The sequence below is a fragment of the Nocardia gipuzkoensis genome, from assembly GCF_021183645.1.
Classification (GTDB): Bacteria; Actinomycetota; Actinomycetes; order Mycobacteriales; family Mycobacteriaceae; genus Nocardia; species Nocardia abscessus.
Map to the genome: position 1 here is coordinate 1430027 of NZ_CP089225.1, position 23330 is coordinate 1453356.

25 protein-coding genes are annotated in these 23330 nt (G+C 69.2%); 12 read left to right on the top strand and 13 right to left on the bottom strand.

Annotated features, from left to right (window positions below; all coding sequences use genetic code 11):
• Positions 1-11: 11 nt before the first annotated feature.
• From LTT66_RS06635 to LTT66_RS06645, 3 genes are all read right to left on the bottom strand, one after another.
• Positions 12-1019 (bottom strand): hypothetical protein, encoded by a 1008-nt coding sequence (locus tag LTT66_RS06635; RefSeq protein ID WP_233065216.1) that lies wholly within the window; start codon positions 1017-1019, stop codon positions 12-14.
• 73 nt (positions 1020-1092) lie between these two features.
• Complete coding sequence (locus LTT66_RS06640; protein WP_233065218.1) at positions 1093-2115, bottom strand: hypothetical protein; 1023 nt, start codon at positions 2113-2115, stop codon at positions 1093-1095.
• Between the two features lie 340 nt (positions 2116-2455).
• Positions 2456-3859 carry an NAD(P)H-quinone dehydrogenase gene (locus LTT66_RS06645; RefSeq protein WP_233065220.1) on the bottom strand — a complete coding sequence of 468 codons (1404 nt, stop codon included), beginning with the start codon at positions 3857-3859 and terminating at the stop codon, positions 2456-2458.
• 174 nt (positions 3860-4033) lie between these two features.
• Between LTT66_RS06645 and LTT66_RS06650 the strand changes: the two genes are divergently transcribed.
• Positions 4034-4510, top strand: coding sequence for a gamma-glutamylcyclotransferase (locus tag LTT66_RS06650; RefSeq protein WP_043688019.1), 477 nt, complete (start codon positions 4034-4036; stop codon positions 4508-4510).
• A 77-nt stretch (positions 4511-4587) separates the two neighbouring features.
• Here the strand turns inward: LTT66_RS06650 and LTT66_RS06655 are convergent, their stop codons facing one another.
• From LTT66_RS06655 to LTT66_RS06665, 3 genes are all read right to left on the bottom strand, one after another.
• Positions 4588-5730, bottom strand: coding sequence for a M20 family metallopeptidase (locus LTT66_RS06655; RefSeq protein WP_408638825.1), 1143 nt, complete (start codon positions 5728-5730; stop codon positions 4588-4590).
• Positions 5731-5846: 116 nt separating this feature from the next.
• Positions 5847-7088: a M20 family metallopeptidase gene (locus LTT66_RS06660; RefSeq protein WP_233065222.1), complete on the bottom strand. Its 1242-nt coding sequence runs from the start codon at positions 7086-7088 to the stop codon at positions 5847-5849.
• Between the two features lie 174 nt (positions 7089-7262).
• Positions 7263-7967 (bottom strand): enoyl-CoA hydratase-related protein, encoded by a 705-nt coding sequence (locus tag LTT66_RS06665; RefSeq protein ID WP_233065224.1) that lies wholly within the window; start codon positions 7965-7967, stop codon positions 7263-7265.
• Positions 7968-8324: 357 nt separating this feature from the next.
• Between LTT66_RS06665 and LTT66_RS06670 the strand changes: the two genes are divergently transcribed.
• Entirely contained in the window at positions 8325-9104 is a 780-nt protein-coding gene (locus LTT66_RS06670) for a purine-nucleoside phosphorylase (protein WP_195067314.1), read from the top strand.
• On the top strand, positions 9105-10601 hold the full coding sequence (locus LTT66_RS06675; protein WP_233065226.1) for a phospho-sugar mutase: 1497 nt from the start codon (positions 9105-9107) through the stop codon (positions 10599-10601). It begins immediately after the preceding gene.
• A 15-nt stretch (positions 10602-10616) separates the two neighbouring features.
• Here LTT66_RS06675 and upp read toward each other — a convergent pair whose 3' ends face one another.
• Entirely contained in the window at positions 10617-11240 is a 624-nt protein-coding gene (gene upp / locus LTT66_RS06680) for a uracil phosphoribosyltransferase (protein WP_233065229.1), read from the bottom strand.
• Positions 11241-11384: 144 nt separating this feature from the next.
• Between upp and LTT66_RS06685 the strand changes: the two genes are divergently transcribed.
• Genes LTT66_RS06685 through LTT66_RS06705 form a run of 5 tightly spaced genes read left to right on the top strand, consistent with a single transcriptional unit; the run spans position 11385 to position 14775 of the window.
• Entirely contained in the window at positions 11385-11705 is a 321-nt protein-coding gene (locus LTT66_RS06685; RefSeq protein ID WP_181725569.1) for a type VII secretion target, read from the top strand.
• Positions 11706-11709: 4 nt separating this feature from the next.
• Positions 11710-12819: a C40 family peptidase gene (locus LTT66_RS06690; RefSeq protein WP_181725568.1), complete on the top strand. Its 1110-nt coding sequence runs from the start codon at positions 11710-11712 to the stop codon at positions 12817-12819.
• Complete coding sequence (locus LTT66_RS06695; RefSeq protein ID WP_181725567.1) at positions 12816-13157, top strand: hypothetical protein; 342 nt, start codon at positions 12816-12818, stop codon at positions 13155-13157. The genes LTT66_RS06690 and LTT66_RS06695 overlap by 4 nt, the downstream gene beginning before the upstream one ends.
• A complete protein-coding gene (locus tag LTT66_RS06700) occupies positions 13154-13501 on the top strand; it encodes a YbaB/EbfC family nucleoid-associated protein (protein ID WP_043687880.1) in 348 nt (115 codons plus the stop codon). Before LTT66_RS06695 ends, LTT66_RS06700 begins: the two co-directional genes overlap by 4 nt.
• A gap of 26 nt (positions 13502-13527) precedes the next feature.
• The gene (locus LTT66_RS06705) at positions 13528-14775 is read left to right on the top strand and encodes a primosomal protein (protein ID WP_233065232.1); all 1248 of its coding nucleotides are present in this window, start codon (positions 13528-13530) and stop codon (positions 14773-14775) included.
• Here the strand turns inward: LTT66_RS06705 and LTT66_RS06710 are convergent, their stop codons facing one another.
• The 4 genes from LTT66_RS06710 to LTT66_RS06725 all read right to left on the bottom strand — a co-directional run bounded on the left by LTT66_RS06710 (position 14776) and on the right by LTT66_RS06725 (position 18803).
• Positions 14776-15432: a hypothetical protein gene (locus LTT66_RS06710; protein ID WP_181725565.1), complete on the bottom strand. Its 657-nt coding sequence runs from the start codon at positions 15430-15432 to the stop codon at positions 14776-14778.
• Positions 15433-15563: 131 nt separating this feature from the next.
• On the bottom strand, positions 15564-16661 hold the full coding sequence (locus LTT66_RS06715; protein ID WP_233065234.1) for an adenosine deaminase: 1098 nt from the start codon (positions 16659-16661) through the stop codon (positions 15564-15566).
• Positions 16662-17028: 367 nt separating this feature from the next.
• A complete protein-coding gene (locus LTT66_RS06720) occupies positions 17029-18318 on the bottom strand; it encodes a thymidine phosphorylase (protein ID WP_233065237.1) in 1290 nt (429 codons plus the stop codon).
• An 83-nt stretch (positions 18319-18401) separates the two neighbouring features.
• Positions 18402-18803: a cytidine deaminase gene (locus LTT66_RS06725; RefSeq protein WP_233065239.1), complete on the bottom strand. Its 402-nt coding sequence runs from the start codon at positions 18801-18803 to the stop codon at positions 18402-18404.
• Between the two features lie 279 nt (positions 18804-19082).
• On the opposite strand from LTT66_RS06725, the gene sdhC reads away from it, so the two are divergent.
• The 4 genes from sdhC to LTT66_RS06745 are packed head-to-tail and all read left to right on the top strand — an operon-like array spanning position 19083 to position 22504.
• A complete protein-coding gene (sdhC, locus tag LTT66_RS06730; RefSeq protein ID WP_181725561.1) occupies positions 19083-19481 on the top strand; it encodes a succinate dehydrogenase, cytochrome b556 subunit in 399 nt (132 codons plus the stop codon).
• Positions 19482-19483: 2 nt separating this feature from the next.
• The gene (locus LTT66_RS06735; RefSeq protein WP_043687868.1) at positions 19484-19915 is read left to right on the top strand and encodes a succinate dehydrogenase hydrophobic membrane anchor subunit; all 432 of its coding nucleotides are present in this window, start codon (positions 19484-19486) and stop codon (positions 19913-19915) included.
• 16 nt (positions 19916-19931) lie between these two features.
• Positions 19932-21731, top strand: a complete 1800-nt coding sequence (gene sdhA, locus LTT66_RS06740) for a succinate dehydrogenase flavoprotein subunit (protein WP_051168563.1) — start codon at positions 19932-19934, stop codon at positions 21729-21731.
• A complete protein-coding gene (locus LTT66_RS06745; protein ID WP_043687867.1) occupies positions 21731-22504 on the top strand; it encodes a succinate dehydrogenase iron-sulfur subunit in 774 nt (257 codons plus the stop codon). The genes sdhA and LTT66_RS06745 overlap by 1 nt, the downstream gene beginning before the upstream one ends.
• A gap of 268 nt (positions 22505-22772) precedes the next feature.
• Here LTT66_RS06745 and LTT66_RS06750 read toward each other — a convergent pair whose 3' ends face one another.
• Positions 22773-22964: a hypothetical protein gene (locus LTT66_RS06750; RefSeq protein WP_233065241.1), complete on the bottom strand. Its 192-nt coding sequence runs from the start codon at positions 22962-22964 to the stop codon at positions 22773-22775.
• A complete protein-coding gene (locus tag LTT66_RS06755) occupies positions 22961-23221 on the bottom strand; it encodes a hypothetical protein (protein ID WP_233065243.1) in 261 nt (86 codons plus the stop codon). The genes LTT66_RS06750 and LTT66_RS06755 overlap by 4 nt, the downstream gene beginning before the upstream one ends.
• Positions 23222-23330 lie beyond the last annotated feature (109 nt).

A 23330-nucleotide genomic window follows, 5' to 3' on the forward strand; every position in this document is an offset into this window, starting at 1 on the left:
GAGAAATGAACTCAGTCGATCAGGTAGATGAGGGTCCGTCCGTCCAGGTTCACGGTCGTGATCACCGGGAAGTACCTGGCCTCGGTGCCATCGGGACGGCGCTCGGTGATCTCGACGTTGAAGCGATCGGGGGCCATCTCCGCGATCCGCAGGCAATAGGCCGTGCCCTGCGGGATGTGCTGGTCAATGGTCTTCTGAAGGTCCGCAGGCGGCTCGACGTTCGCGCCAGGGGCCACGAACGTGTGCGCGCGGGTAGCGCTGCGCTCGGAATAGTACGCATGCTCGAAGCCGAGAATCGCCTTGATCCCACTGCTCGTATCCCCCGCCCCGTTGCCGAAGGTGACATTGCCCTCGGTGCGGGTCGGGCAGCTCATCGCCACGGCGCCGGTGGTGGCCGAAGCAGCCGTACCGTCCTGACCGTCCTCGCTGCCGCTGGACACCAGGATGGTCACCGTCAGCGCGACCAGCACCACCACGGCCGCGAGCGTCCCCAGCACGACCTTGCGCCGCGAGGAGTTGCGCCGCGCGGGCGAGGGCGTCTCGGGAACGCCCAGCGCAAGCCGCATGGCGATCGGGTCCTCGGCCCAGGACAGGCTCGACTCGGAGGGCGGCGGAGGCTTCGGAACGCCGCCTTCCAGCGTCGGCCGGTTCCACCAGGAGTCCTGCTTGCCGTCCGGGGACTGCGGGCGCACGGCCTCCGCGGCAGGCGGCTCGGGCTGGACGGGCGCGGGCGGTACGGACGGCCGTTCGGAGTAGACCGTCGAATCCGGTGCGCGATACTGCGGGGGCGGTGCGGACATCGCCTCCGGCTCACCCGCCGGGCGCCAGGTGAGTTCGGGGTGGTCGGTCGACTGCTGCGGCACCTGCCAGCCCGGGCCGGTGTCCGCGCCCATCGGCGGACCGAATTCCGCGACAGGCGGCCCGAATTCGGAGATCGGCGGCCCGAACTCCCCCACTGGGGGACCGAACTCCGACCCGGACTGGTCGGATTCATTCCTCGCATCACCCTCGGAGGTCACACCCAATCCTTTCCCGTGACACACGTGTGGGGCGGTCGCGAACGACCGCCCCACCCGTCGGAATCAGCTCGTGTCAGTACTGGAGTGAACCACCCCACTGGGTGGTGACACCACCCACTTCGGCGGTTTGCGGAGCGAAGTCGCCCGGCTGAAGCGGAAGCTTAACCTGTGCGGCGGCTTCCAGGGCGGCCGCGCCGCCCGGCTGCTCCCGGATCCAGTCCTCCACCGCGGCCTTGGCCTGGTTCAGCTGGGTGGTGTCGAACACCGCGGTGGTGTTGTTCGAGGCCAGGCCCTCGCCACCGGTGTAGGTGGTGAGCTTGACGGTGTTCTTGTCGACGAACTCCACCGAGACGCCCGCCTCACCGGCACCGGTCGGCGTGCGATAGCCGATGGTGCCGACGTAACCCGCCTCGTTGCTGAAGTGGTGGGTGTTGGCCACGTGGCCCGGCAGCAGGGTGCCGCCGTCGACGTTCGCGCCGATCTCCGCGTGCGGGCCGGTCATCTCCACGACCGGGGCGGCCGGGGCAGCCTCCAGACGCGGCGCCTGCCAACGCGGCTGCGCCTGTGGCTGCACCAGTGTCGAACTCTCCGGCTGCCGCGCCTCGGCATTGTCGCTCTCGGTGCCCTGCTGCGGGGCGGCCTGCTGGCCGGGCTGCGGAGCCGCCTGCGGTCCGGGCTGCGGCGCGGCCTGATCCGGCGTGACCGCGGCCTGCGGGTCGCTCGGCTTCTGCTGTCCGGGGACCGGCAGCGGCGCGACACGCGGCGGGGTCACGCCCGGCTGGGTCGGCTTGGACAGCCGCGGATCCTTCTGGTCCGGCATGGCATGATCCGGGTCCGCGTCCGGTTCCGGAGTGGTGACGCCGGGCTGACGCGGCGTCGGCTTGCTCTCCGGCTTCTGCGGATCCTGCTTGGACTCCGGCTTGTTCGGCTCCGGCTGCGTGGTCTCCGGGGTGCTCGGCGACTCGTTCACGCCCGGCTGCGCCGGAGCGGGCGTCGGCGGAGTGGTCGGCTGATCGTTGGGAGCCGCCCCCGCCGGCGCAGCGAAGAGCGTGGCCACGGCAGCCGCTGTGGCCAGTGGCAACGAGGTGCTCGCCATCGCTCGCTGCGCCCGACTCGGCTTACGATGTTTCACTTTCCGCATTCCCTTCCCGGGTGCGGCCCGGCAGGCCGCATTCAGTTGTCCCCTGGGTGAGACGCCTGATCGTCGAACGACCCGGGCCGTTCGCTCGTGCCGATTTGGAAAGGGCCATCCCCCCACACCGAACCCCGCGACCGCCTCCGATCGCATCTCTGCCGAGAGTGAACCACATGTGCGCACGATGGGCAACGCGGCGAATAGCCAAGGGTGGCAAGACCGCCCGCGTCCCGTGACCGCCCCGAGTTCGCAGGGCACGATGTCCGAGACCGGACACGGCACCGAACGCGCCAAACCGAGGTCAGTCCAAGTCGTCGTGGCGCATCAGCAATCGTGCCGCCTCGGTGACCGAACCGGTGAGCGACGGGTACACCGAAAACGTCTGGGCCAGGTCGTTGACCGTCAGATTGTTCTGCACCGCAAGGGCGATCGGCAGGATCAGCTCCGACGCGATCGGCGCCACGACGACGCCGCCGATCACCACGCCGGTCGCCGGGCGGCAGAAGATCTTGACGAAACCGCGCCGCAGCCCGGACATCTTGGCGCGCGGGTTCGTGTTCAGCGGCAGCATCACCGTGCGCGCGGGAACCTCACCGTTGTCGATCGCGGTCTGGCTGACGCCGACGGTCGCGATCTCCGGCCGGGTGAACACCGCGGAGGCGACGGTCTTCAGCCGGATCGGGCTGACGCCCTCGCCGAGCGCGTGGTACATCGCGATGCGGCCCTGCATCGCGGCCACCGAGGCCAGCGGCAGCAGGCCGGTGCAGTCTCCCGCGGCGTAGACGCCGGGCACCGAGGTGCGCGAAACACGGTCCACCCGCAGGTAGCCGCCGCGATCGAGTTCGATGCCGACCCGCTCCAGCCCGAGACCGGCGGTGTTGGGCGTGGAGCCCACGGTCATCAGCGCGTGCGAGCCGGAAACCGTGCGCCCGTCGGACAACTTGACCACGATGCCTTCGGCGGTGCGCTCCACGGCGTCGGCGCGCGCGTGCTTGACCAGTTCGACGCCGCGCTCGGCCAGCGCGTCCTCCAGCACCAGCGCCGCGTCGGCGTCCTCGCCGGGCAGCACGCGATCGCGGCTGGAGACCAGCTTCACCCGCACGCCCATTTCGGTATAGGCGGAGACGAACTCCGCGCCCGTCACACCGGAACCGACGACCACCAGGGTCTCCGGCAGCTCCACCAGGTCGTAGAGCTGACGCCAGTTGAGGATGCGCTCACCGTCGGGCTCCGCGCCGGGCAGCACCCGCGGGCGCGCGCCGGTGGCGATCAGCACCACCTCCGCCTCGATGGTCCGCTGCGCGCCGTCGGCCAGCTTGGCCAGCACCCGGTGCGCGGCAGGCCCGCTGCCGCGATCGATCAGCTCGCCGCGCCCGGCCAGCACGGTCACCCCGACAGTCTGCAGCTTGGAGCGGATATCGGAGGACTGGGCCAGCGCGAGCGCCTTGACGCGGGCGTTCACCTCGGGCAGCTGCACCTGCGCCTGGTTCGGGTCGAGGGTGATCCCGAGATCACGCGCCCGGCGCAGGTCGGTGCGGACGCCGGTCGAGGCGATGAAGGTCTTGGAGGGCACGCAGTCCCACAGCACGCACGCCCCACCGATGCCGTCGGAATCGATCAGCGTCACCGACGCCCCGTGCTGGGCCGCCACCAGGGCCGCCTCATAGCCGGCCGGTCCGCCACCGATGATCGCGATGCGGGTCATTGATACCTCCGCTCGTGCTTCGCGCCGGGATCTCCGGCACGGGGTAAACGTTATCCGGGAACCACCTCGCACTACCGACCGCGTTACCGGTGCGCAACCCTTCCCGGTCGCGCGCCGCGCCGCAGGTGCGGCAATCGAACGCGGTCTCTCCCGGTTATTGGCTACCCTTTGCTGGTGCCGATCTATGCCGCCTATGGGTCCAACATGGACTCGACGCAGATGCTCGATCGCTGTCCGCACTCCCCCATGTCCGGGACGGGCTGGTTGGAGGGCTGGCGGCTCACCTTTGCCGGTGACGACATCGGCTGGGAAGGGCCTCTCGCGACGGTCGTCGAGGACCCAGGTTCCCGGGTGTTCGTCGTGCTCTACGACGTATCCCCCGAGGACGAGCAGCGGCTGGACCGCTGGGAGGGATCGGACTTCGGTATCCACAAGAAGATCCGTTTGCGCGTCACCCGAAACGCCGACGGCGGGGGTGAGCCCACGCTGGCCTGGCTCTACGTGCTGGACGCCTACGAGGGCGGGCTACCCTCGGCCCGCTACCTCGGAGTGATCGCCGACGCGGCCGAAAAGGCAGGCGCGCCAGAGGATTACGTGCACGCCCTACGCACCCGCAACAGCCGCAACGTCGGCCCGGGCAACTTCGGCTGACCCGGGCGCCCGCGCAGGCGGCGACGGCGTGGCCGACCCGAGGGTTCGGCCACGCCGTCGCCGGTGTGACAAAGAACTCAGCGTGTGCCGAGCACGAGATTGCTCAGCACCCGGACGCCGACCGCGAGCGCGCGCTCATCGATATCGAAGGTCGGCTGGTGCAGATCCAGCTGCTCGCCCTCGCCGGACCAAACGCCGAGGCGCGCCATCGCGCCCGGCACCTCCTCCAGATACCAGGAGAAGTCCTCGCCGCCGCCGGATTGCGGGGTGTCCGAGAGCGCGTCGGGCCCGAGCGCCCGAATCGCGTCTTCGAACATGCGGGTGGAGTGCTCGTCGTTGACCACCGGCGGCACGCCGCGCCGGTAGTTCAGCTGGTAGCGCACGCCGGTCGGGGCGAGCAGGCCGTCGACGATCTCCCGCACCATCGGCTCCAGCAGCGACCAGGTCGCGTGGTCGCCGGTGCGGATGGTGCCGGTGAGCATGCCGGTTTGCGGGATGGCGTTCGGCGCCTTCCCCGCGCTCACCGCGCCCCACACCATCACGGTGCTGGTGCGCGGGTCGATGCGGCGGCTGAGCAGGCCGGGCAGGCCGGTGATGACCGAGCCGATCGCGTAGACCAGGTCGCTGGTCAGGTGCGGACGCGACGTGTGGCCGCCCGGCGAGTCGAGCACCAGTTCGATGGTGTCGGCGGCGGAAGTGATCGCGCCGACGCGGATGCCGACCCGGCCCACCTCGAGGCGCGGGTCGCAGTGCAGCGCGAAGATCCGCTCCACGCCCGTCATGGCGCCCGCGGCGACCACGTCGATCGCCCCACCGGGCATGACCTCCTCGGCGGGCTGGAAGACCAGCCGAACGCCGACCGGCAGATGCGGCACCTCGGCCAGCGCCAGCGCCGTGCCGAGCAGGATGGTGGTGTGCGCGTCGTGACCGCACGCGTGCGATACGCCCGGCACGGTGGAGGCGAAGGGCAGTCCGGTGAACTCCTGCAGCGGCAGCGCGTCCATATCGGCGCGCAGGCCGATCCGCGGCCCGTCGGGGCCGATATCACAGATCAGGCCGGTGCCGCCGGGAAGCGGCTGCGACGTGAGCCCCGCCTTGGTCAGCCAGGCCGAGACGAACTCGGTGGTGCCGAACTCGGTACGCGACAGTTCCGGATTGGCGTGGATGTGCCTGCGCCACCCGACGAGATCGACCGTGTGACCGGCCAGCCACGACTCCACCGCTGCCCGCCCGGATCCCACGGTCTCCGGCGCCGCGGAGTTCCCCGGGTCCTGCGTGATCACACGGACGCCCTCTGCCGGGCCCGTCGCCGGTGCCGCCGAACGGCCGGTTGTGCTCACCGAATGTCCTCCTGTCGTTGAACTAGCCGTTGCAACAACCTGTCTCTATGGATGTCATCGCGGGCGACGGCGATAGCGGTACGCGCGAGCGCCAGTGCACCATCGATGACCGCGCGATCCGCCGAGGCGTTGACGCTGGCCGCGGCGAAGCCTGGCTGATGTGTCACCGCACCACCGGCATCGATTCCGATGACCGGGTGAATGCCCGGAATGACGTTGGTGACGTTCCCCATATCGGTGCTGCCCAGCGGCCGCTGCGCCTCGAACTCCGGAGCGAGCGGCACGCGTCCCGATCCGGTGATCTGCTCGCGGTAGACGAGCAGTAGCTCCGGATCCGGGGTCAGCTCGGTATACGTCGGCGCGAGCGTCCGGATTTCGTGGGTGCAGCCGGTCGCGAGGGCGCCCGCCTCGAAACAAGCCGACGCTCGTCGCATCAGATCGTCGAGGGATGCGGAGTCGACTGCGCGTAGGTAATACAGCAGTTCCGCACGTCCGGGCACGATGTTGGGAGCTACGCCACCGTCGCCGACTATACCGTGCAGTTGCTGGCCCGGCAGGAGATGCTGCCGTAGCAAGCCGAGGGCAACCTGTGCGACGGTCACCGCGTCGCCCGCGTTGCGGCCCTGTTCGGGGGCCGCGCTGGCGTGCGCCTCGCGCCCGTGGAAGACCACCGACACGTCGGCCAGCGCCAGCGAGCGGGCGCCGACGATGTCGAGCGGACCCGGGTGCACCATCATCGCCATCGCGACGTCGTCGAACACCCCTTGTTCCAGCATCAGCACCTTGCCGCCGCCGCTCTCCTCGGCGGGCGTGCCGAACACCAGCACGGTGAGATCGAGCGCGTCGGCGACCTCGGCGAGTCCGAGCGCCGCGCCCACCGCCGAGGCGGCGATGACGTTGTGCCCGCAGGCGTGCCCGATCTCGGGCAACGCGTCGTACTCGGCGCAGATGCCGACGGTCAGCGGCCCGCTGCCGTAGCGCGCGCGGAAGGCCGTGGGCAGTCCGGCGACGCCGGTCTGCACCTCGAAGCCGCGCTCGGCGAGCGGTGCGATGGTCTTGGCCGCGCTGCGGGTCTCCTCGAACGCCAGCTCGGGCTCGGCGTGAATCGCGTGCGAGAGCCCGATCAGGTCGGCGGACGCGGCGCGGATCGCGGCGTCACTGCGAGCGGCCGCGCCGACCTCGCGCACAGCGTTGCCGTCGTGCTGCGATTCCGGGCGCCCGCTGCGCGGTGATGGCATGCAACACAGTCTCGCACTGTGTTTGTTTTGCCGCTCCTTCGGCGCGGCGGGTTCGCAGCTCGGTCTCGCTTCGCTCGAAACCGGGGGTTGGAGTGCGCTGGGCGCGTCAGGGGCGACCGCAGCGGCCATTGGCACGCCGTTCGAGAGACCTCCACGCCGCGCCTGGACGGCCGGTCAGTTCGCGCCGAACGCCAGGTTCTCCGGAGTCGTGGGCACCGCGAGGCCGGCCAGCGCCTTCGCGTGCAGGGCGCGCTTGATCACCGGCAGGTTCGGCTTGCGGTTGCTCGCCAGCGCGGCTGCCCGCTGCACGGCGGTCGCGAGCAACTCGGCGGCTTCGGCCTTGCCGTCCACGATGCCCGCGGCGATCGCCTCGTCGGCCGGGTAACGGTGGCCGGTGGTCATCGCCTGCACGCAGACCTGGTTGGTCAGCCGCTCGGTGAGCAAGGCGTTCATCCCGATGGTGAACGGCATGCCCAGGTGCACCTCGGGCAGGCAGTAGAAGCCGCGATCGGCGCGCATCACCCGGAAATCGTGCGAGGTGGCCAGCATGGCGCCCGCGCCGAAGGCATGGCCGTTGATCGCCGCCACGGTCGGCAGCGGGAAGGCGAGCAGACGGGTGTAGAGCGAGTGCACACGGTCGAGGTAGCCGTGCATCTTGTCCAGATTGGGGAACAGCCAATCGGTGTCCAAGCCGTTGCTGTAGAACTTCCCCGTCGCGGTGGTCACCAGCGCGGCGGGCCCCTCGGAACTCTCGACCTCGTCCAGCAGCCCGTGGAATTCATCGATCCAGTCCGGGTGGAAACGGTTCTCGCTGTCCGTGGTTCCCTCGGCGCCGAGGTACACGACGAACACTTCACCTTGGCGTTCGAGATACGGCATGCGGTGCAGAGTAACGGGCCACGGCAGACCTACCTACTCGCGGGTAGCAGTTGCTCACACCCCACCCCCGTCCCCCGATCCGGCCCCCAGCCGAACCGGCAGAGGGGCAACGAAGCGACACGCCTCCACCCAACCCGGAATCGCGCCCCAACCACCCGACGCAACCCATCACCCCGACCCCAGGTTTCGAGCGAAGCGAGACCGAGCATGCGTCGTTCGCGGCCCGGCTCGCGTTTGCGCGGCCGCCGCGTAGGCGACGAAGGAGCAAGCGGCGGCCGCGCAAACGCGAGCCACAAAGGGGCCGCGAACACCCAGCGCCGCAGGCGCTGGAAATCAAACACAGCTATCGTGACGATCATGCTTGCCGAACAGGCCGCCGAGGCGATCGCCGAACGTACGGGAGTGGCACGCCACCGGGTCGCGGTGGTGCTGGGGTCCGGCTGGCAGGACGCGGCCGCGGAGATCGGGGCGCCGCGGGCGTCGGTGCCGATGCCGGAACTGCCCGGGTTCGGGACGCCGACCGCGCAGGGCCATGTCGGCGTGATCCATTCCGTCCAGGTGGACGACAACGCCGTGCTGCTGCTGATGGGTCGCCAGCATCTGTACGAGGGCTATCAGCCCGCCGACGTGGTGCATCCGGTGTCGGCCGCCGTAGCGGCGGGCGCGGAGATCGTGGTGCTGACCAACGCCGCGGGCGGCATCCGATCCGGCCTGCGGGTGGGCGAGCCGGTGCTGATCAGCGATCATCTCAACCTGACCGGTCGCACGCCGCTGGCAGGCGCGACCTTCGTCGACCTGGTCGACGCCTGGGACCCCGAGTTGCGGGCGGTGGCCAGGGAGATCGACCCGAGCCTGACCGAGGGCGTCTACGCGGGCCTCACCGGGCCGCAGTACGAGACCCCGGCCGAGATCCGGATGCTGCGCACGATCGGCGCGGACCTGGTGGGCATGTCCACGGTGCTGGAAGCCATCGCCTGCCGCGCCCTCGGTGCACGGCTGCTCGGCATTTCCTTGGTCACCAACCTGGCCGCCGGGGTCACCGGCGCGCATCTGTCCCATGCCGAGGTGCTCGCCGAAGGGCACGCCGCGGCTCCGCGTCTGGGCAAACTGCTGCGCGGCGTGCTGGAACGGGTGTAGATGCTGCGCTTCGGCACGGCAGGTCTGCGCGGGCCGCTGCGCGACGGCCCGGACGGCATGAACGTCACCACGGTGAGCAGGGCGACCGCAGGAATCGTCGCGTGGCTGCGCGACCGCTGCCTCGGTGGCGGTGCGGTGGTGGTCGGCCGCGACGCCAGGCACGGTTCCGCCGAGTTCGCCGCGGCGACCGCGGAAATCTTTGCGGCGGCGGGCTTTCCGGTGACGCTGCTGCCGCGTCCGCTGCCCACCCCGGTGGTCGCGTACGCGGTGCGCGCGCTGGGCGCCGTCGCGGGCGTACAGATCACCGCCTCGCACAATCCGGCCTCCGACAACGGCTACAAGGTCTACCTCGACGGCGGGTCGCAGCTGATCGCCCCGGCCGACGCCGAGATCGAGCGCTGCATCGAGGCGGTAGCCGAGCCGATCGACCGTACGCCGGTCACCCCCGCCGACGACGACGTGGTGCGGCGCTATGTGCGCCGCGTCGCCGAATTGCCCACCCGGATCGGCGGATCGGGCGAGCGCGCCGGGATTCGGATCGCACTCACCCCGTTGCACGGCGTCGGCGGCGATCTCGCGGTCGAAGCCCTCGGCGCGGCGGGTTTCCCCGACGTCCATGTGGTCGCCGAACAGTTCGAGCCGGACCCCGACTTCCCCACCGTCGCGTTCCCGAACCCGGAGGAACCCGGTGCGGCCGACCTGCTGCTCGCGACAGCCGCCCGGGTCGGCGCCGACGTGGCGATCGCGCTGGACCCGGACGCGGATCGGTGCGCGGTGGGCGTGCCGCGGCGCGACGGCACCTGGCGGATGCTGCGCGGCGACGAGACCGGCGTGCTGCTGGGCGACTGCGTGCTGCGCACCGCCGCGGCCGGCGCACTGGTGGCGACGACCATCGTGTCCTCGCGGCTGCTGTCGAAGCTCGCTCCCGCGCGCGGCGGCCGCTACGCGGAAACGCTCACGGGATTCAAGTGGCTGGCCCGCGCGGGCGACGGCTTGGTCTACGCCTACGAGGAGGCGATCGGCCATTGCGTCGACCCGGCGGCGGTGCGGGACAAGGACGGTATCTCCGCCGCCGTGCTCGTCGCCGATCTGGTGGCCCGGCTGAAGGCGGCGGGCCGCGACCTGGACGACGAACTCGACGACTACGCGGTGGAATTCGGCCTGCACGCGGGCGACCAGGTGTCGCTGCGACTCGCCTCGGCCGCCGACGCAGCGGCGGTGGTCGATCGGCTGCGGGCCGACCCGCCGGACCAGATCGCGGGCGAGCCGGTGAAATACACCGATCAACTCCAGGCACGGGGCCGGATGCGCACCGACGCACTGATCTTCGAGGGCGGTTCGTCCCGCGTGGTGGTCCGTCCTTCGGGCACCGAGCCGAAGCTCAAGTGCTATCTGGAGGTGGTCGAACCGGTCGGCTCGCACGCCGATCTCCCGGCCGCGCGGGAGGCCGCGCGCGTACGTCTTTCGGCGCTGCGTGAGGTCTGTCAGCGGTTCTGACCCGCCCGCCGCCGATCAGCGCGGGCCGAACTGCCGGTCGCCCGCATCGCCGAGACCGGGCACGATGTAGGCATTCTCGTTCAGCCCAACGTCGACGACGGCCGTGACCAGCCTTACCGGGAGTCCCGAGTCGGCCAGTGCCGCAACGCCTTCCGGAGCCGCGACGACGCAGACCGCGGTGATGTCGGTGGCTCCGCGCGCCGCGAGCAGCTCGAGGGTGTGCCGCATCGAGCCGCCCGTGGCCAGCATCGGGTCGAGCACGAAGACCGGCAGCCCGGCGAGATCGGCGGGCAGCGACTCCATGTACGGCACCGGCAGGTGGCTGTCCTCGTCGCGGGCCAGGCCGACGAATCCGATCCTGGCGTCCGGGATCAACTCGGCGGCCGCGTCGACCATGCCGAGCCCGGCGCGCAGCACCGGCACCAGCAGCGGCGGCCGGGCCAGCCGGACGCCTTCGGTGGGGGCGACCGGCGTGCGGATCTCGAAACGCTCGACCTCCGCGTCGCGCAGCGCCTCGTAGATCAGGATCCCGGTCAGATCACGCAGTGCGGCACGGAAAGCCGGATTCGCCGTTCGCTCGTCTCGCATCGTGGTGAGCAGGGCGGCGACGAGTGGATGGTCCACGGTGTGGGTGCGCATGAGGGAACGATAAGGTCGGTCGCGAGCGCGCCGCCGAACGCCACCGGACTTTTTTGCGAAGCGGCGGAACCGAACCGGAACCGCGCGCGTCGAACCAAGTGGATGACGTACTCTGCCTGGGAACGACAGATGGGGGAAGCTCTGATGCGAAAGATGTCGGCGGACACCGAGGGCATTGCGGCCTACGGCGCGACCGCCCACGTCATGGCGGGTGAGATGGCGACGGCGGGAGCGAGCGCCGCGGCGGCGGAGCCCGCGTTGCTCGGTCCGATCATGGGGCTGATCGGCGGTGACTTCATGGCCGCCTATACCGCGGCGCACGCGGGCCACGTCGCGGCGATCGGCCAGCTGTCGGCGGTGCTGACCAGTATGGGCGGCGCGGCCACCGGCGCGGCCACGGTTCTCACCGAGACCGACGCCGCCCACGCCAGCGCGCTGCAGAACGCGGCCGGCGAGCTGGAGTGAGCCTGTGATCGACGTCAACGCGCTGGCACAACCCATCCTCGACCTGCTCGCCAGCTTCGGCAGCGGCGTGCTGCCCGCGGGCGGCCCCACCGACGCGCTACGCAGCACCTCGGCCGTCGTCGACCAGATCCATCAGATGGGCCGCGACAGCATCAACGGAATGAACGCCGCGTGGGACGGCCGCGCCGCCGACGCGGCCACCGCCAAGGCGCTGCGCGTGCAGACATCGGCGGCCACCATCTCCGATCGCGGCAACGAGATGGCCACGGTCGTGAACCAGGCCGCGGGCGAGGTCGAGACGGGTCAGAAGGATCTCACCGACATCGCGCAGTCCTTTGTGAACACCGCGGCGAGCATGGGCCCGGTCCTGGCGACGCCGGAGGGGCTGACGGTGCTCGTCGGCTCGGCGATCGACCATCTCAACCAGGCGCTCAATGTCGTCGGCCGGGTCCAGAACGAATTGCAGACGCACACCGCGTCGATGAACGACCTGACCCCGCCGCCCACCACGCCGTCGCTCGCCGGTGTGCCCGCTGCCGGTGTGCAGCAGGTGGTGTCCACCGCATCCGGCGCGCTGGGCAGCGCGGGTTCGTTGCTGAGCACCGTGATGGCCACACCGCTGCAGTCGCAGTCCTCGCGCAGTTCCCGCGGCACACCCGACACGTCGGGTACGCCCAGGCCGGACAGCGGTTCGTCGGGGACGGCCGACGACGGCAAGGGCGTGAAGATCACGCTGCCCGACGGCAGCGTCGTGGAGGCGCCCAACGAGCAGGCCGCCACGGCGGTGCGGTCGGCGATCGGCGCCGTCGGCACGCCCTACGTCTGGGGCGGCAACAGCCCGGGTGCGGGATTGGACTGCAGTGGGCTCACCAAGTACGCCTACGGCGAGGCGGGCGTAGACCTGCCCCGGCTCGCGGCCGAGCAGGGTAACGGAGCCACACCGGTGTCGGCCGGTGATCTGATGCCCGGCGACCTCGCGATCTGGGACGGCCACGTGGCCATGGTGATCGGCAACGGCCAGCTTGTCGAGGCGGGTGACCCGGTCCAGATCAGCTCGATTCGAACGGAGAACTCAGGCATGGACTTCTACGGTTTCTACAGGCCGACGGCATGACCCCACCCCAGGTCCCCAATGTCACGGTCGCGGCCAGCAGCAATCGGTCGGGCACCATCTCGGTCCGCGCGACCGATCAGGGTATGCCGGTGGAGATCAAGTTCGAGCGCAGCGAATACCGTTACGGCGCACAGTCGCTCGCGAACGAGATCCTGCGGCTCACCCAGCGCTCCGCCATCGCGGCCAGGGCGCGGCGGCGCGAACTGCTCGCCGAGGCGGGCATGCCCTCGGACATCCTCGACCGGCTCGGCCTGCCCACCCGTCAGCAGGCGGTGGACGAACTGGACCGGATCGATGACGCGGACACGGGACCGACGAGCTGGATGAGGCCGGTATGAGCGCGGAAATGGACGCCCTGGTGGCGTCGGCTACCCAGAAACTGGAGGCGCTGGAAGCCGCGCTGTACGGGTTGAAGCAGGTGCGCGGGCGTTTCACCTCCGAGGACGGCGCGGTGAGCGTCGAGGTGAACAGCGACGGCGCACTGGTCGGCCTCAACCTGGCGGAATCGGTCACGTCGCTGCCGCCGGCCGAGGTCGGGCAGCTGATCGTGTGGGCGTGCAGGCAGGCCGCCGAGGACGCCGGCGCGCAGCGGTCCAAGGTCGTTGCGACACTGAACGAGTCATTCGTCCCGGCCGGACAGCCGCCCGCGGGAGCGAATGGGGGCGGGCCGGATAGTGCCTGACGCGGAAGGTCGATAGGCTTCCGCACATGGCTTCTGGAGACATCGTCCCGATCGAGCTCGGCCTGACCGACGGCGATCTCGTCACCTTGTGGGCACCGCGCTGGCGAGACGGTGACGACGAGTGGGAGGCGTTCCTCGGTCACGAGGACGCCCTCTACGGTTTCGAGTCCGTGGCGGAGCTGGCCGCGTTCATCCGTACCAACACCGACAACGACCTCATCGACCATCCGGCGTGGAAGGTTGTCGCGGGTCTCTCGGCGGTCGAACTGGAGCCGGAGGAGAATTTCTCCTTCGATCTGGTCGCCGTGCCGGAGCTAGCGGCCGGCGATCCGGACGTGGACACCGTCGCCGAGCTGGAGGACACCCTCGGCATGGTGCGCAACATCGGCGAGGTGTGCGAACTCGAGACGGTGACCAAGTTCTTCGGTTCCCATCCGGTGCTCGGCGCGCTGCCCGGCGGTGTGAGCGCGTTCGTCGGTCGCGACGGCGAGGAACTGTGGGACCAGATCGGCGCCGCCATCGCCAAGGGCTGGGACGATGTGCTGGACGCCATCGACTCCGTCGTGCAGACGCCCGAGGTCGACGCCGAGGCGGTCGCGGTCGCCGAGGCCGAACTGCTGGCCGCCGAGGAGAACGTCGTAGACGCCGACGACGCGGCCGACAGCGACGAGGACGAGGAGTTCGAGCCCGTCGACCTCGAAGCAGAAGACGACGAGGACGAGGACGAGTCGTTCTGGCACGAGGTCGGCATCGACCCGGTCAAGATCATCACGTCCGAGGGCAGCGTCTTCACGCTGCGCTGTTACCTCGACGACGAACCGATCTTCCTCGGCACCAAGGGCGCGATCACGGTGTTCTCCTCCGAGCGCGCGCTGGCCCGCTACCTCGCCGACGACCACGAGCACGATCTGGCCCGCGTGAGCACGTTCGCCGACGTGCAGACCGCGGCGGTGGACGGCTCACTCGAGGTCGAGGTCACCGACGAGAACGTCTACGTGCTGCCCGGTCTGGCCGAGGACTTGGCCGAAGGCCCGGAGGCGGTCGACATCGAACAGCTCGACTTGGCGGTCGAGTTGTTCACCGACGCCGCCGACTACGCCGACGACGACACGGTCGAGCAGGCATTGGCGCAATCCACCCCGCTGGGCTGGTACGTCTCCTACCTGCTGAACCCCGACCCCACCCGGTTGGCGCCGAACCCGCCGTTCGCCGCCGAGGCCCAGGCCTGGCGCGAGCTGGAACGCAACCTGGAGTCCCGGCTCGACAAGCAGTAGTCACCTCAGCCGGATCCAGACCTGCTCGGCCTGCCCGAGCAGGCGTTCGTCGGCGCCGTAGACCGCGGTGGAGGCCCAGCATTTGCGGCCCTGCTCGCCGTGGAACTCGCCCACGACGACGCAGCGCTCACCGACCTGGGGCACATCGCGCACGGTGGCGGTCATCGAGCCGAGCAGGGCGGGACGTTCCAGCATGCCGGGCAGCGACCAGCCGCCGGGGCAGTCCATCGCGGCCCACAGCAGGGGCGGCCCCAGCGGGACGGTCTCGTCGGGAACCCACGGCGCGGCTACCCGGGCCTCGTCCACTCGACCGGGTTCGATGCGCAGCCCGTCGGCCCGCCCGCTGCCGCAGACGAAGCAGGATGCGAACATCTCGATGCTCGTGTAGCCGCGCGAGGCCGCTACCGCGTCGGCGAACGGAACAGCGTGCGGCGCGTCCCGCTCGAGTCCGCCGCTCTTCGACTCGGCGATCAGCGTGTCGCGGTCGTACAGCCGGTCCTCGCGCACGTCGAGCGGCGTCTCCAGCGGCGGGGGGCTGCGCAGGATCACGGTCGCCGTCGCCTCGTCGCGCTGCTCGGCGAGCAGACCGGCCACATAGCCGCCGTTGCCGGAGTCGGGCGGTCCGTTGAAACGGCGGGGAATACGCAAGGTCGCCATGTTCGTCACGCTAGCGAACCGGTTGCCGGGCGCCTACAAGGCCGCATCGCCGATTCGCACCTTTACGGCACGATGGGCCCGGCGGTTCCTTCGATGCCGCACCCGGCAACCGATCGTGAGGACGGTTTCCCCTACCCGATGAGCACCGCGTATCCGGGCTTGATGATGTCGTCGATGATCCGCAGCCGCTCGGGGAACGGGATGAACGCCGACTTCATGGCGTTGATGGTGAACCGCTCCAGGTCACTCCAGCCGTAACCGAACGTCTCGACCAGCTTGAGCATCTCCTGGCTCATGCTGGTGTCGCTCATCAGCCGGTTGTCGGTATTGACCGTGACGCGGAAGCGCAGCCGGGCCAGCAGGTCGAACGGATGCTTGTCCAGCGACGGCACGGCGCCGGTCTGCACGTTCGACGACGGACACAGTTCCAGCGGAATGCGCATGTCCCGGACATAGTTGGCGACCAGGCCGAGCTGTGCGTCCTCGACCGCGCCGGGCACGCTGATGTCGTCGGTGATCCGCACGCCGTGACCGAGCCGGTCGCACCCGCAGAACGCGAGGGCCTCGTGGATGGACGGCAGGCCGAACGCCTCACCCGCGTGGATGGTGAAGTGCGCACTGTTCGCGCGCATGTACTCGAACGCGTCGAGGTGCCTGCTCGGCGGGTAACCGGCCTCCGCGCCCGCGATGTCGAAGCCGCCCACCCCGCGATCGCGGAAGCGCACCGTCAGTTCCGCGATCTCCCGCGAGCGCGCCGCGTGCCGCATCGCGGTGAGCAGGCAGGTCACCACGATGGGGTGGCCCTGCTCCGCGGCGGCCGCCTCGCCCTCGCGGAATCCGGCCAACGTGTGCTCGATCACCTCGTCCAGCGTCAGTCCGCGCTCCAAGTGCTGTTCGGGGGCGAAACGCACTTCCGCGTACACGACGCCGTCGGCGGCGAGGTCCTCGGCGCATTCGCGGGCGACGCGGCGCAGGCCCTCCGGGGTCTGCATCACGGCGACGGTGTGGGCGAAGGTCTCCAGGTACCGTTCCAGCGATCCGCTGTCGGCCGCGTCGCGGAACCAGGCCGCCAGCGCCGCCTCGTCGGTGGCGGGTAGGTCGTCGTAGCCGCTGTGCGCGGCGAGTTCGAGCACCGTCGCGGGCCGCAGGCCACCGTCGAGGTGATCGTGCAGCAGTGCCTTCGGCGCTTGGCGGATCGAGGCGAGAGTCAGAGGCATCGGTCCAGTCATGTATCGACGGTAGCCGCACCGCGCCGAAACGGCAGCCGAGTCCGGCCGTGGCAACCATCTCGTTGCCCGCCGGATGCGGGCCGGTACACCGCGGGACACCGCCCGGACCTTCGCCACACGATCCGGCAGGATCGCCCGGTGTAGCGACGAGTGCCGCCGCCTCACCGCGACACCAGCCGTGAACCGGGAGGAGTTTCAAGCCACCGGACCGAGAATTCATCCCCCGAGCGCCGACGCGGATTGCCTTCGCCCGCCCATTTGCCGATTCGCGAGGAGCTGTGTGGGTGCGACCGCATACGCGGGGAGCCCGGTTAGGGACGGCTCGGCCGGGCGGGGCCGCTGTCCTCGCCCCTTGATCGCCGGAGGATCAGGAGACGATTCGGTCGAGGATCAGTGGGGCGGAGGTGAGCGAGGCGTCGGTTTCGATGGTGACGGCATCGCGCAGGGCCGCCGCCGCGCCGGTGAAGGCGTCGGGGGTGTCGGTGTGCATGGTGAGCAACGGCTGCCCCGCGGTCACCGCGTCGCCCGGTTTGGCGTGCATCTCGATGCCCGCGCCGAACTGCACCGGATCACCCTGACGTGCGCGGCCCGCGCCCAGGCGCCAGGCGGCGATGCCGACACCCAGCGCGTCGAGCCGGGTCAGCACGCCGTCGGCGTCGGCGCGCACGGTCTCGGTGTGTTTCGCGGTGGGCAGTGGCGCGTCCGGGTCGCCGCCCTGGGCGCGGACCATCGCGCGCCAGTGGTCCATCGCCCGGCCGTCGGCCAGCGCCTCGGCGGGGTCGGCATCGAGGCCGGCCAGCGCGACCATCTCGCGGGCCAAGGCGACTGTCAGCTCGACGACGTCGGCGGGCCCGCCGCCCGCGAGCACCTCCACCGATTCCGCGACTTCCAGAGCGTTGCCCGCCGTCCGGCCGAGCGGGACGTCCATGGCGGTGAGCAGCGCCACCGTCCGCACGCCCGCGTCGCTGCCGAGTTCGACCATCGCCGTCGCCAACTCCCGCGCCCCGTCCAAGGTCTTCAGGAACGCGCCGGAGCCGACCTTGACGTCGAGCAGCAGCGCAGCGGTGCCCTCGGCGATCTTCTTGCTCATGATCGAGCTGGCGATCAGCGGGATCGATTCGACCGTGCCGGTCACGTCGCGCAGGGCGTAGAGCCGCCGGTCCGCGGGTGCGAGGTCGGCTCCTGCCGCGCAGATCACCGCACCGATGGCAGGGTCGGTCAGCAGGTCCCGCATCCGCGACACCGGCACGTCCGCCTGCCAGCCGGGGATGGACTCCAGCTTGTCCAGGGTGCCACCGGTGTGACCGAGGCCGCGCCCGGACAATTGCGGCACCGCCGCGCCGCACGCTGCGACCAGCGGCGCCAGCGGCAGCGTGATCTTGTCGCCGACGCCGCCGGTCGAGTGCTTGTCCACAGTCGGGCGTGGCAGGTCGTTGAGGTCCATCCGCCGTCCGGAGGCGATCATCGCGGCGGTCCATCTGGCCGTCTCACGCCGGGTCATCCCCCGCCAGACAATCGCCATGGCCAGCGCGGACATCTGCTCGTCGGCCACCACACCGCGGGTGAACGCGTCGACCACCCAGTCGATCTGCGCATCCGACAGTTCCCCGCCATCGCGCTTGGTGGTGATGATCGAAACCGCGTCCAGTGCCGTCACGGTCGCCAGTTTGGCACGAGCCGGCGCAGACCCGGGTTCTCGCCGATGGGATGCAACCGCCTCGGCGATGCCGAGAGCACCGGCTACAGCTGTCCCGCGTCCAAGTCGTCCGGGCCGAACGCGTCCGGCAGCAGGGTGCGCAACGGCACCGCTCCCGCCTTGTGATCGACGAGCAGATCGGCCCCGCCGTGCTCGTAGAGCAACTGTCTGCAGCGACCGCAGGGCATCAGGATTTCGCCGCGAGAATCGGCCACGGAGACCGCCGTGAGACGCCCTCCACCCCCCGAAATCAAGTTACCGATGAGTACACATTCGGCACACAGGCCCAATCCATATGAGACATTCTCCACATTGCAACCGCTCACAATTCGGCCATCGGCACTGAGAGCAGCGGCGCCGACCGGAAACCGCGAGTACGGCGCATAGGCATGCTGCATGACTTGAAATGCGTTGTCGCGCAACAATTTCCAGTCGATTTCCGCCATAGGGAACCTCTCTCGGACCGACCCGATCACGGCCGCGCGAGGGCCACGACGCAACCCCGCACACATCAAGAAAGGTAAGCCTAACCCGATTGGATGTCGCGCAACGCACGGTACGCCGAATTAGTTCCGGGATTGCCGGGGGATTAGAGTCCAGAACAGATCGGTTCAGGTTTCCCCTGCGACGGGCCGGAGTACAGCCACCTGGGCATTCGCCCCCAACGCCGTCGGCGTCGGACCTGCAACCGGGGTCCATCAACGACGTTGGAGGCATCGCACTCTATGACCACGATTGAAGCTCCGGCCCAGCCGAAGCGGAAGACGCTGTACCGAGGCGACCCCGGAATGTGGTCGTGGGCGCTGCACCGGATCACCGGCGTCACCATCTTCTTCTTCCTCTTCGTCCACGTGCTGGATACCGCCCTGGTGCGCGTGAGCCCGGACACCTACAACGAGGCGATCGAGACCTACAAGACGCCGCTGGTGGCGTTGATGGAGATGGGCTTGGTCGTCGTCGTGCTGTTCCACGCGCTCAACGGCGTCCGCGTGATCCTGGTGGACTTCTGGTCCAAGGGACCGAAGTACCAGCGCCTGATGCTCTGGATCATCCTTGCGATCTGGTTCCTGCTGGCCGTTCCGGCGATCGGACGCCAGTTCTTCTACCTGTTCACGGAGCACTGATAATGAGCGCACCTGTTCTCGGTAAGTCCTACGACCGGCCGGCCAGTCTGGATCTGCCCCGCTCGCCGCGCGCGCGCTCGAGCAACAACTTCGAGAAGTACGCCTGGCTGTTCATGCGCTTCTCCGGCCTGCTGCTGATCGTGCTGGTGCTCGGCCACATGACGATCATGCTGCTGCTCGACGGCGGTGTGAAGCGACTCAACTTCGCCTTCGTCGCCGGTCGCTGGTCCAGCCCGTTCTGGCAGTTCTGGGACCTGAGCATGCTGTGGCTGGCGCAGTTGCACGGCGGCAACGGCCTGCGCACCGTCATCGACGACTACTCCCGCAAGGACTCGACCCGGTTCTGGCTCAAGACCCTGCTGGCCATCTCGATGATCCTGATCATGGGCGTGGGCACCTACGTCATCTTCACCTTCGACCCCAACATCAGTTAGGAACAGGCCCCCTCGCATGAGTGAGCGCAGCGAACGAATCATCGGGACTGGTGGATCTCGTCCTGTCCAGGAGCACCGCTACGACGTCGTCATCGTCGGCGCGGGTGGCGCGGGCATGCGCGCCGCGATCGAGGCCGGCCCGCGTGCTCGGACGGCGGTCCTGACCAAGCTGTACCCGACCCGCAGCCACACCGGCGCGGCCCAGGGCGGCATGTGCGCCGCGCTGGCCAACGTCGAAGAGGACAACTGGGAATGGCACACCTTCGACACGGTCAAGGGTGGTGACTACCTGGTCGACCAGGACGCCGCGGAGATCATGGCCAAAGAGGCCATCGACGCGGTGCTCGATCTGGAGAAGATGGGTCTGCCGTTCAACCGGACGCCCGAGGGCAAGATCGACCAGCGGCGCTTCGGCGGCCACACCCGCGATCACGGCAAGGCCCCGGTCCGGCGCGCGTGCTATGCCGCCGACCGCACCGGCCACATGATCCTGCAGACGCTGTACCAGAACTGCGTCAAGCACGACGTGGAGTTCTTCAACGAGTTCTACGTGCTCGACCTGGTGCTCACCGAGACCGAGCGCGGTCCGGTCGCCACCGGCGTGGTCGCCTACGAGCTGGCCACCGGTGAACTGCACGTCTTCCACGCCAAGTCGATCGTGTTCGCCACGGGCGGCTCGGGCCGGATGTACAAGACCACCTCGAACGCGCACACGCTGACCGGCGACGGCATGGCGATCGTGTTCCGCAAGGGCCTGCCGCTGGAGGACATGGAGTTCCACCAGTTCCACCCGACGGGCCTGGCCGGCCTGGGCATCCTCATCTCCGAGGCCGTCCGCGGCGAGGGCGGCATCCTGCGCAACGCCGACGGCGAGCGGTTCATGGAGCGCTACGCCCCCACCATCAAGGACCTCGCGCCGCGCGACATCGTCGCCCGCTCGATGGTGCTGGAGGTGCTGGAGGGCCGTGGCGCGGGACCGAACAAGGACTACGTCTACATCGACGTGACCCACCTCGGCGAGGACGTGCTCGAGGAGAAGCTGCCCGACATCACCGAGTTCTCCCGCACCTACCTGGGTGTGGACCCGGTGAAGGAGCTGGTGCCGGTGTTCCCGACCTGTCACTACGTGATGGGCGGCATCCCGACGCGCATCCGCGGCGAGGTGCTGCGCAACAACAGCGACGTCGTCCCCGGCCTCTACGCCGCGGGCGAGTGCGCGTGCGTCTCGGTGCACGGCGCCAACCGTCTGGGCACCAACTCGCTGCTGGACATCAACGTGTTCGGCCGCCGGGCCGGCATCGCCGCCGCGGAGTACGCGCAGCGCAGCGAGTTCGTCGAGCTGCCGGAGAACCCGGCGCAGATGGTGCAGGACTGGCTGGCCCAGTTGCTGAGCGAGCACGGCGACGAGCGGGTGGCCGACATCCGCACCGAGCTGCAGCGCTCGATGGACAACAACGCCTCGGTGTTCCGCACCGAGGACACGCTCAAGCAGGCGCTCACCGACATCCACGCGCTCAAGGAGCGCTACGCGCGGATCACCGTGCAGGACAAGGGCCAGCGCTACAACAGCGACCTGCTCGAGGCCGTCGAACTCGGCTTCCTGCTCGAGCTGGCCGAGGTCACCGTGGTCGGCGCGCTCAACCGCAAGGAATCGCGCGGCGGCCACGCTCGCGAGGACTACCCGGACCGCGACGACGTGAACTTCATGCGGCACACAATGGCCTACAAGGAGGGCTCGGATCTCCTCTCGGACATCCGCCTGGACTTCAAGCCGGTGGTGCAGACCCGTTACGAGCCGATGGAGCGTAAGTACTGATGACTGCTGTTGCCGAAGCACCCTCTTCGCAGAAGCCCGCTCCGGTCCCCGAGGGCTCGGTGATGATCACCGTCAAGGTGGCCCGGTTCAACCCGGAGGACGACAAGGGCGCGCACTGGGAGTCCTTCCAGGTGCCGGTCCTGTCGACCGACCGCTTCCTGAACGTGCTGATCTACATCAAGTCCTACCTGGACGGCACGCTCACCTTCCGCCGTTCCTGCGCGCACGGCGTCTGCGGGTCCGATGCCATGCGGATCAACGGCGTCAACCGGCTGGCCTGCAAGGTGCTGATGAAGGACATGCTGCCCAAGGGCGGCAAGTCGATCACGGTCACCGTCGAGCCGATCCGCGGCCTGCCCGTGGAGAAGGACCTCGTGGTGAACATGGAGCCGTTCTTCGACGCGTTCCGCGCGGTGAAGCCGTACCTGATCACCACGGGTAACGAGCCCACCCGCGAACGCATCCAGAGCCAGGCCGACCGCGCCCGGTTCGACGACACCACCAAGTGCATCCTGTGCGCCTGCTGCACCACCTCCTGCCCCGTGTACTGGAGCGACGGCAGCTACTTCGGCCCGGCCGCGATCGTGAACGCCCACCGCTTCATCTTCGACAGCCGCGACGAAGCCGCCCGCGAACGCCTCGACATCCTCAACGACGTCGAAGGCGTCTGGCGCTGCCGCACCACCTTCAACTGCACCGACGCCTGCCCCCGCGGCATCGAGGTCACCAAGGCCATCCAAGAAGTCAAGCGAGCACTGCTCTTCACCCGCTGACCTCTCGGCACCGAACCCGAAGGCCGCCTTCATCACCCGATGAAGGCGGCCTTCGTGATTCCTGAAGCGGACTGCATTTATCACGGACACTCGTTTGCCGGAAACTGTCGGCATTCGTCTTCTGCTAGCACTCGAGGTGGCAGGTAATCCGCTGTTACGTCGCAATCGTCGACAGCTTCCGAGTCGTCGACACCGATCAGATGTGGGATTCCGTACTCGTCGACCGCAGCCCAGGTCCCGTCATCCCAACGCAACCAACCGATGCGGGTCATGCCAGCGCCTCGTCCGCCAAGCCGCTGCTGTACGCCGATGCGGCGAGGTATTGCAGGCAGCTCGGGCCGTGCCCGGAATGCGTGTTGAGGACGAATCTAGCCTGGTCGAGGGAACGAAAAGCGCCCTCCACGAAACAGTTGCGATGGAAATAGCGCCACTGTTCGACGTCGGCCGAGGTAATGGTCATCGGGTGACCCGTTCCGCCCGCACCGACGGCGTGATGTGTCCGGCGTCCACCAGAGTCCAGTAGGCAAGCCGTTTGATGTCACAGGTTTCGGCGGGGCATTCGCGGTACTGCTGCATGATCCGGTGCGCTTCCACAACGGAGACACGAGGAAAGACGTCCGTGGTTCGTTCCGTTGCAGCAGAGGGTTCATCCTCGCGTTCGAGATAACGCAAACCCAGACAAAAAGCGGCGGCAGCCGCGAGCATCGTGACGACCAAGATTGCGACAAATGGGTGCATGACTGACCTCGAGTGTTTGGGGCACTATGGTGCGACGTGGACAAAGCCCAACGGCGCCGGACAGTTTCAGGAGACCGTGCACATGCCG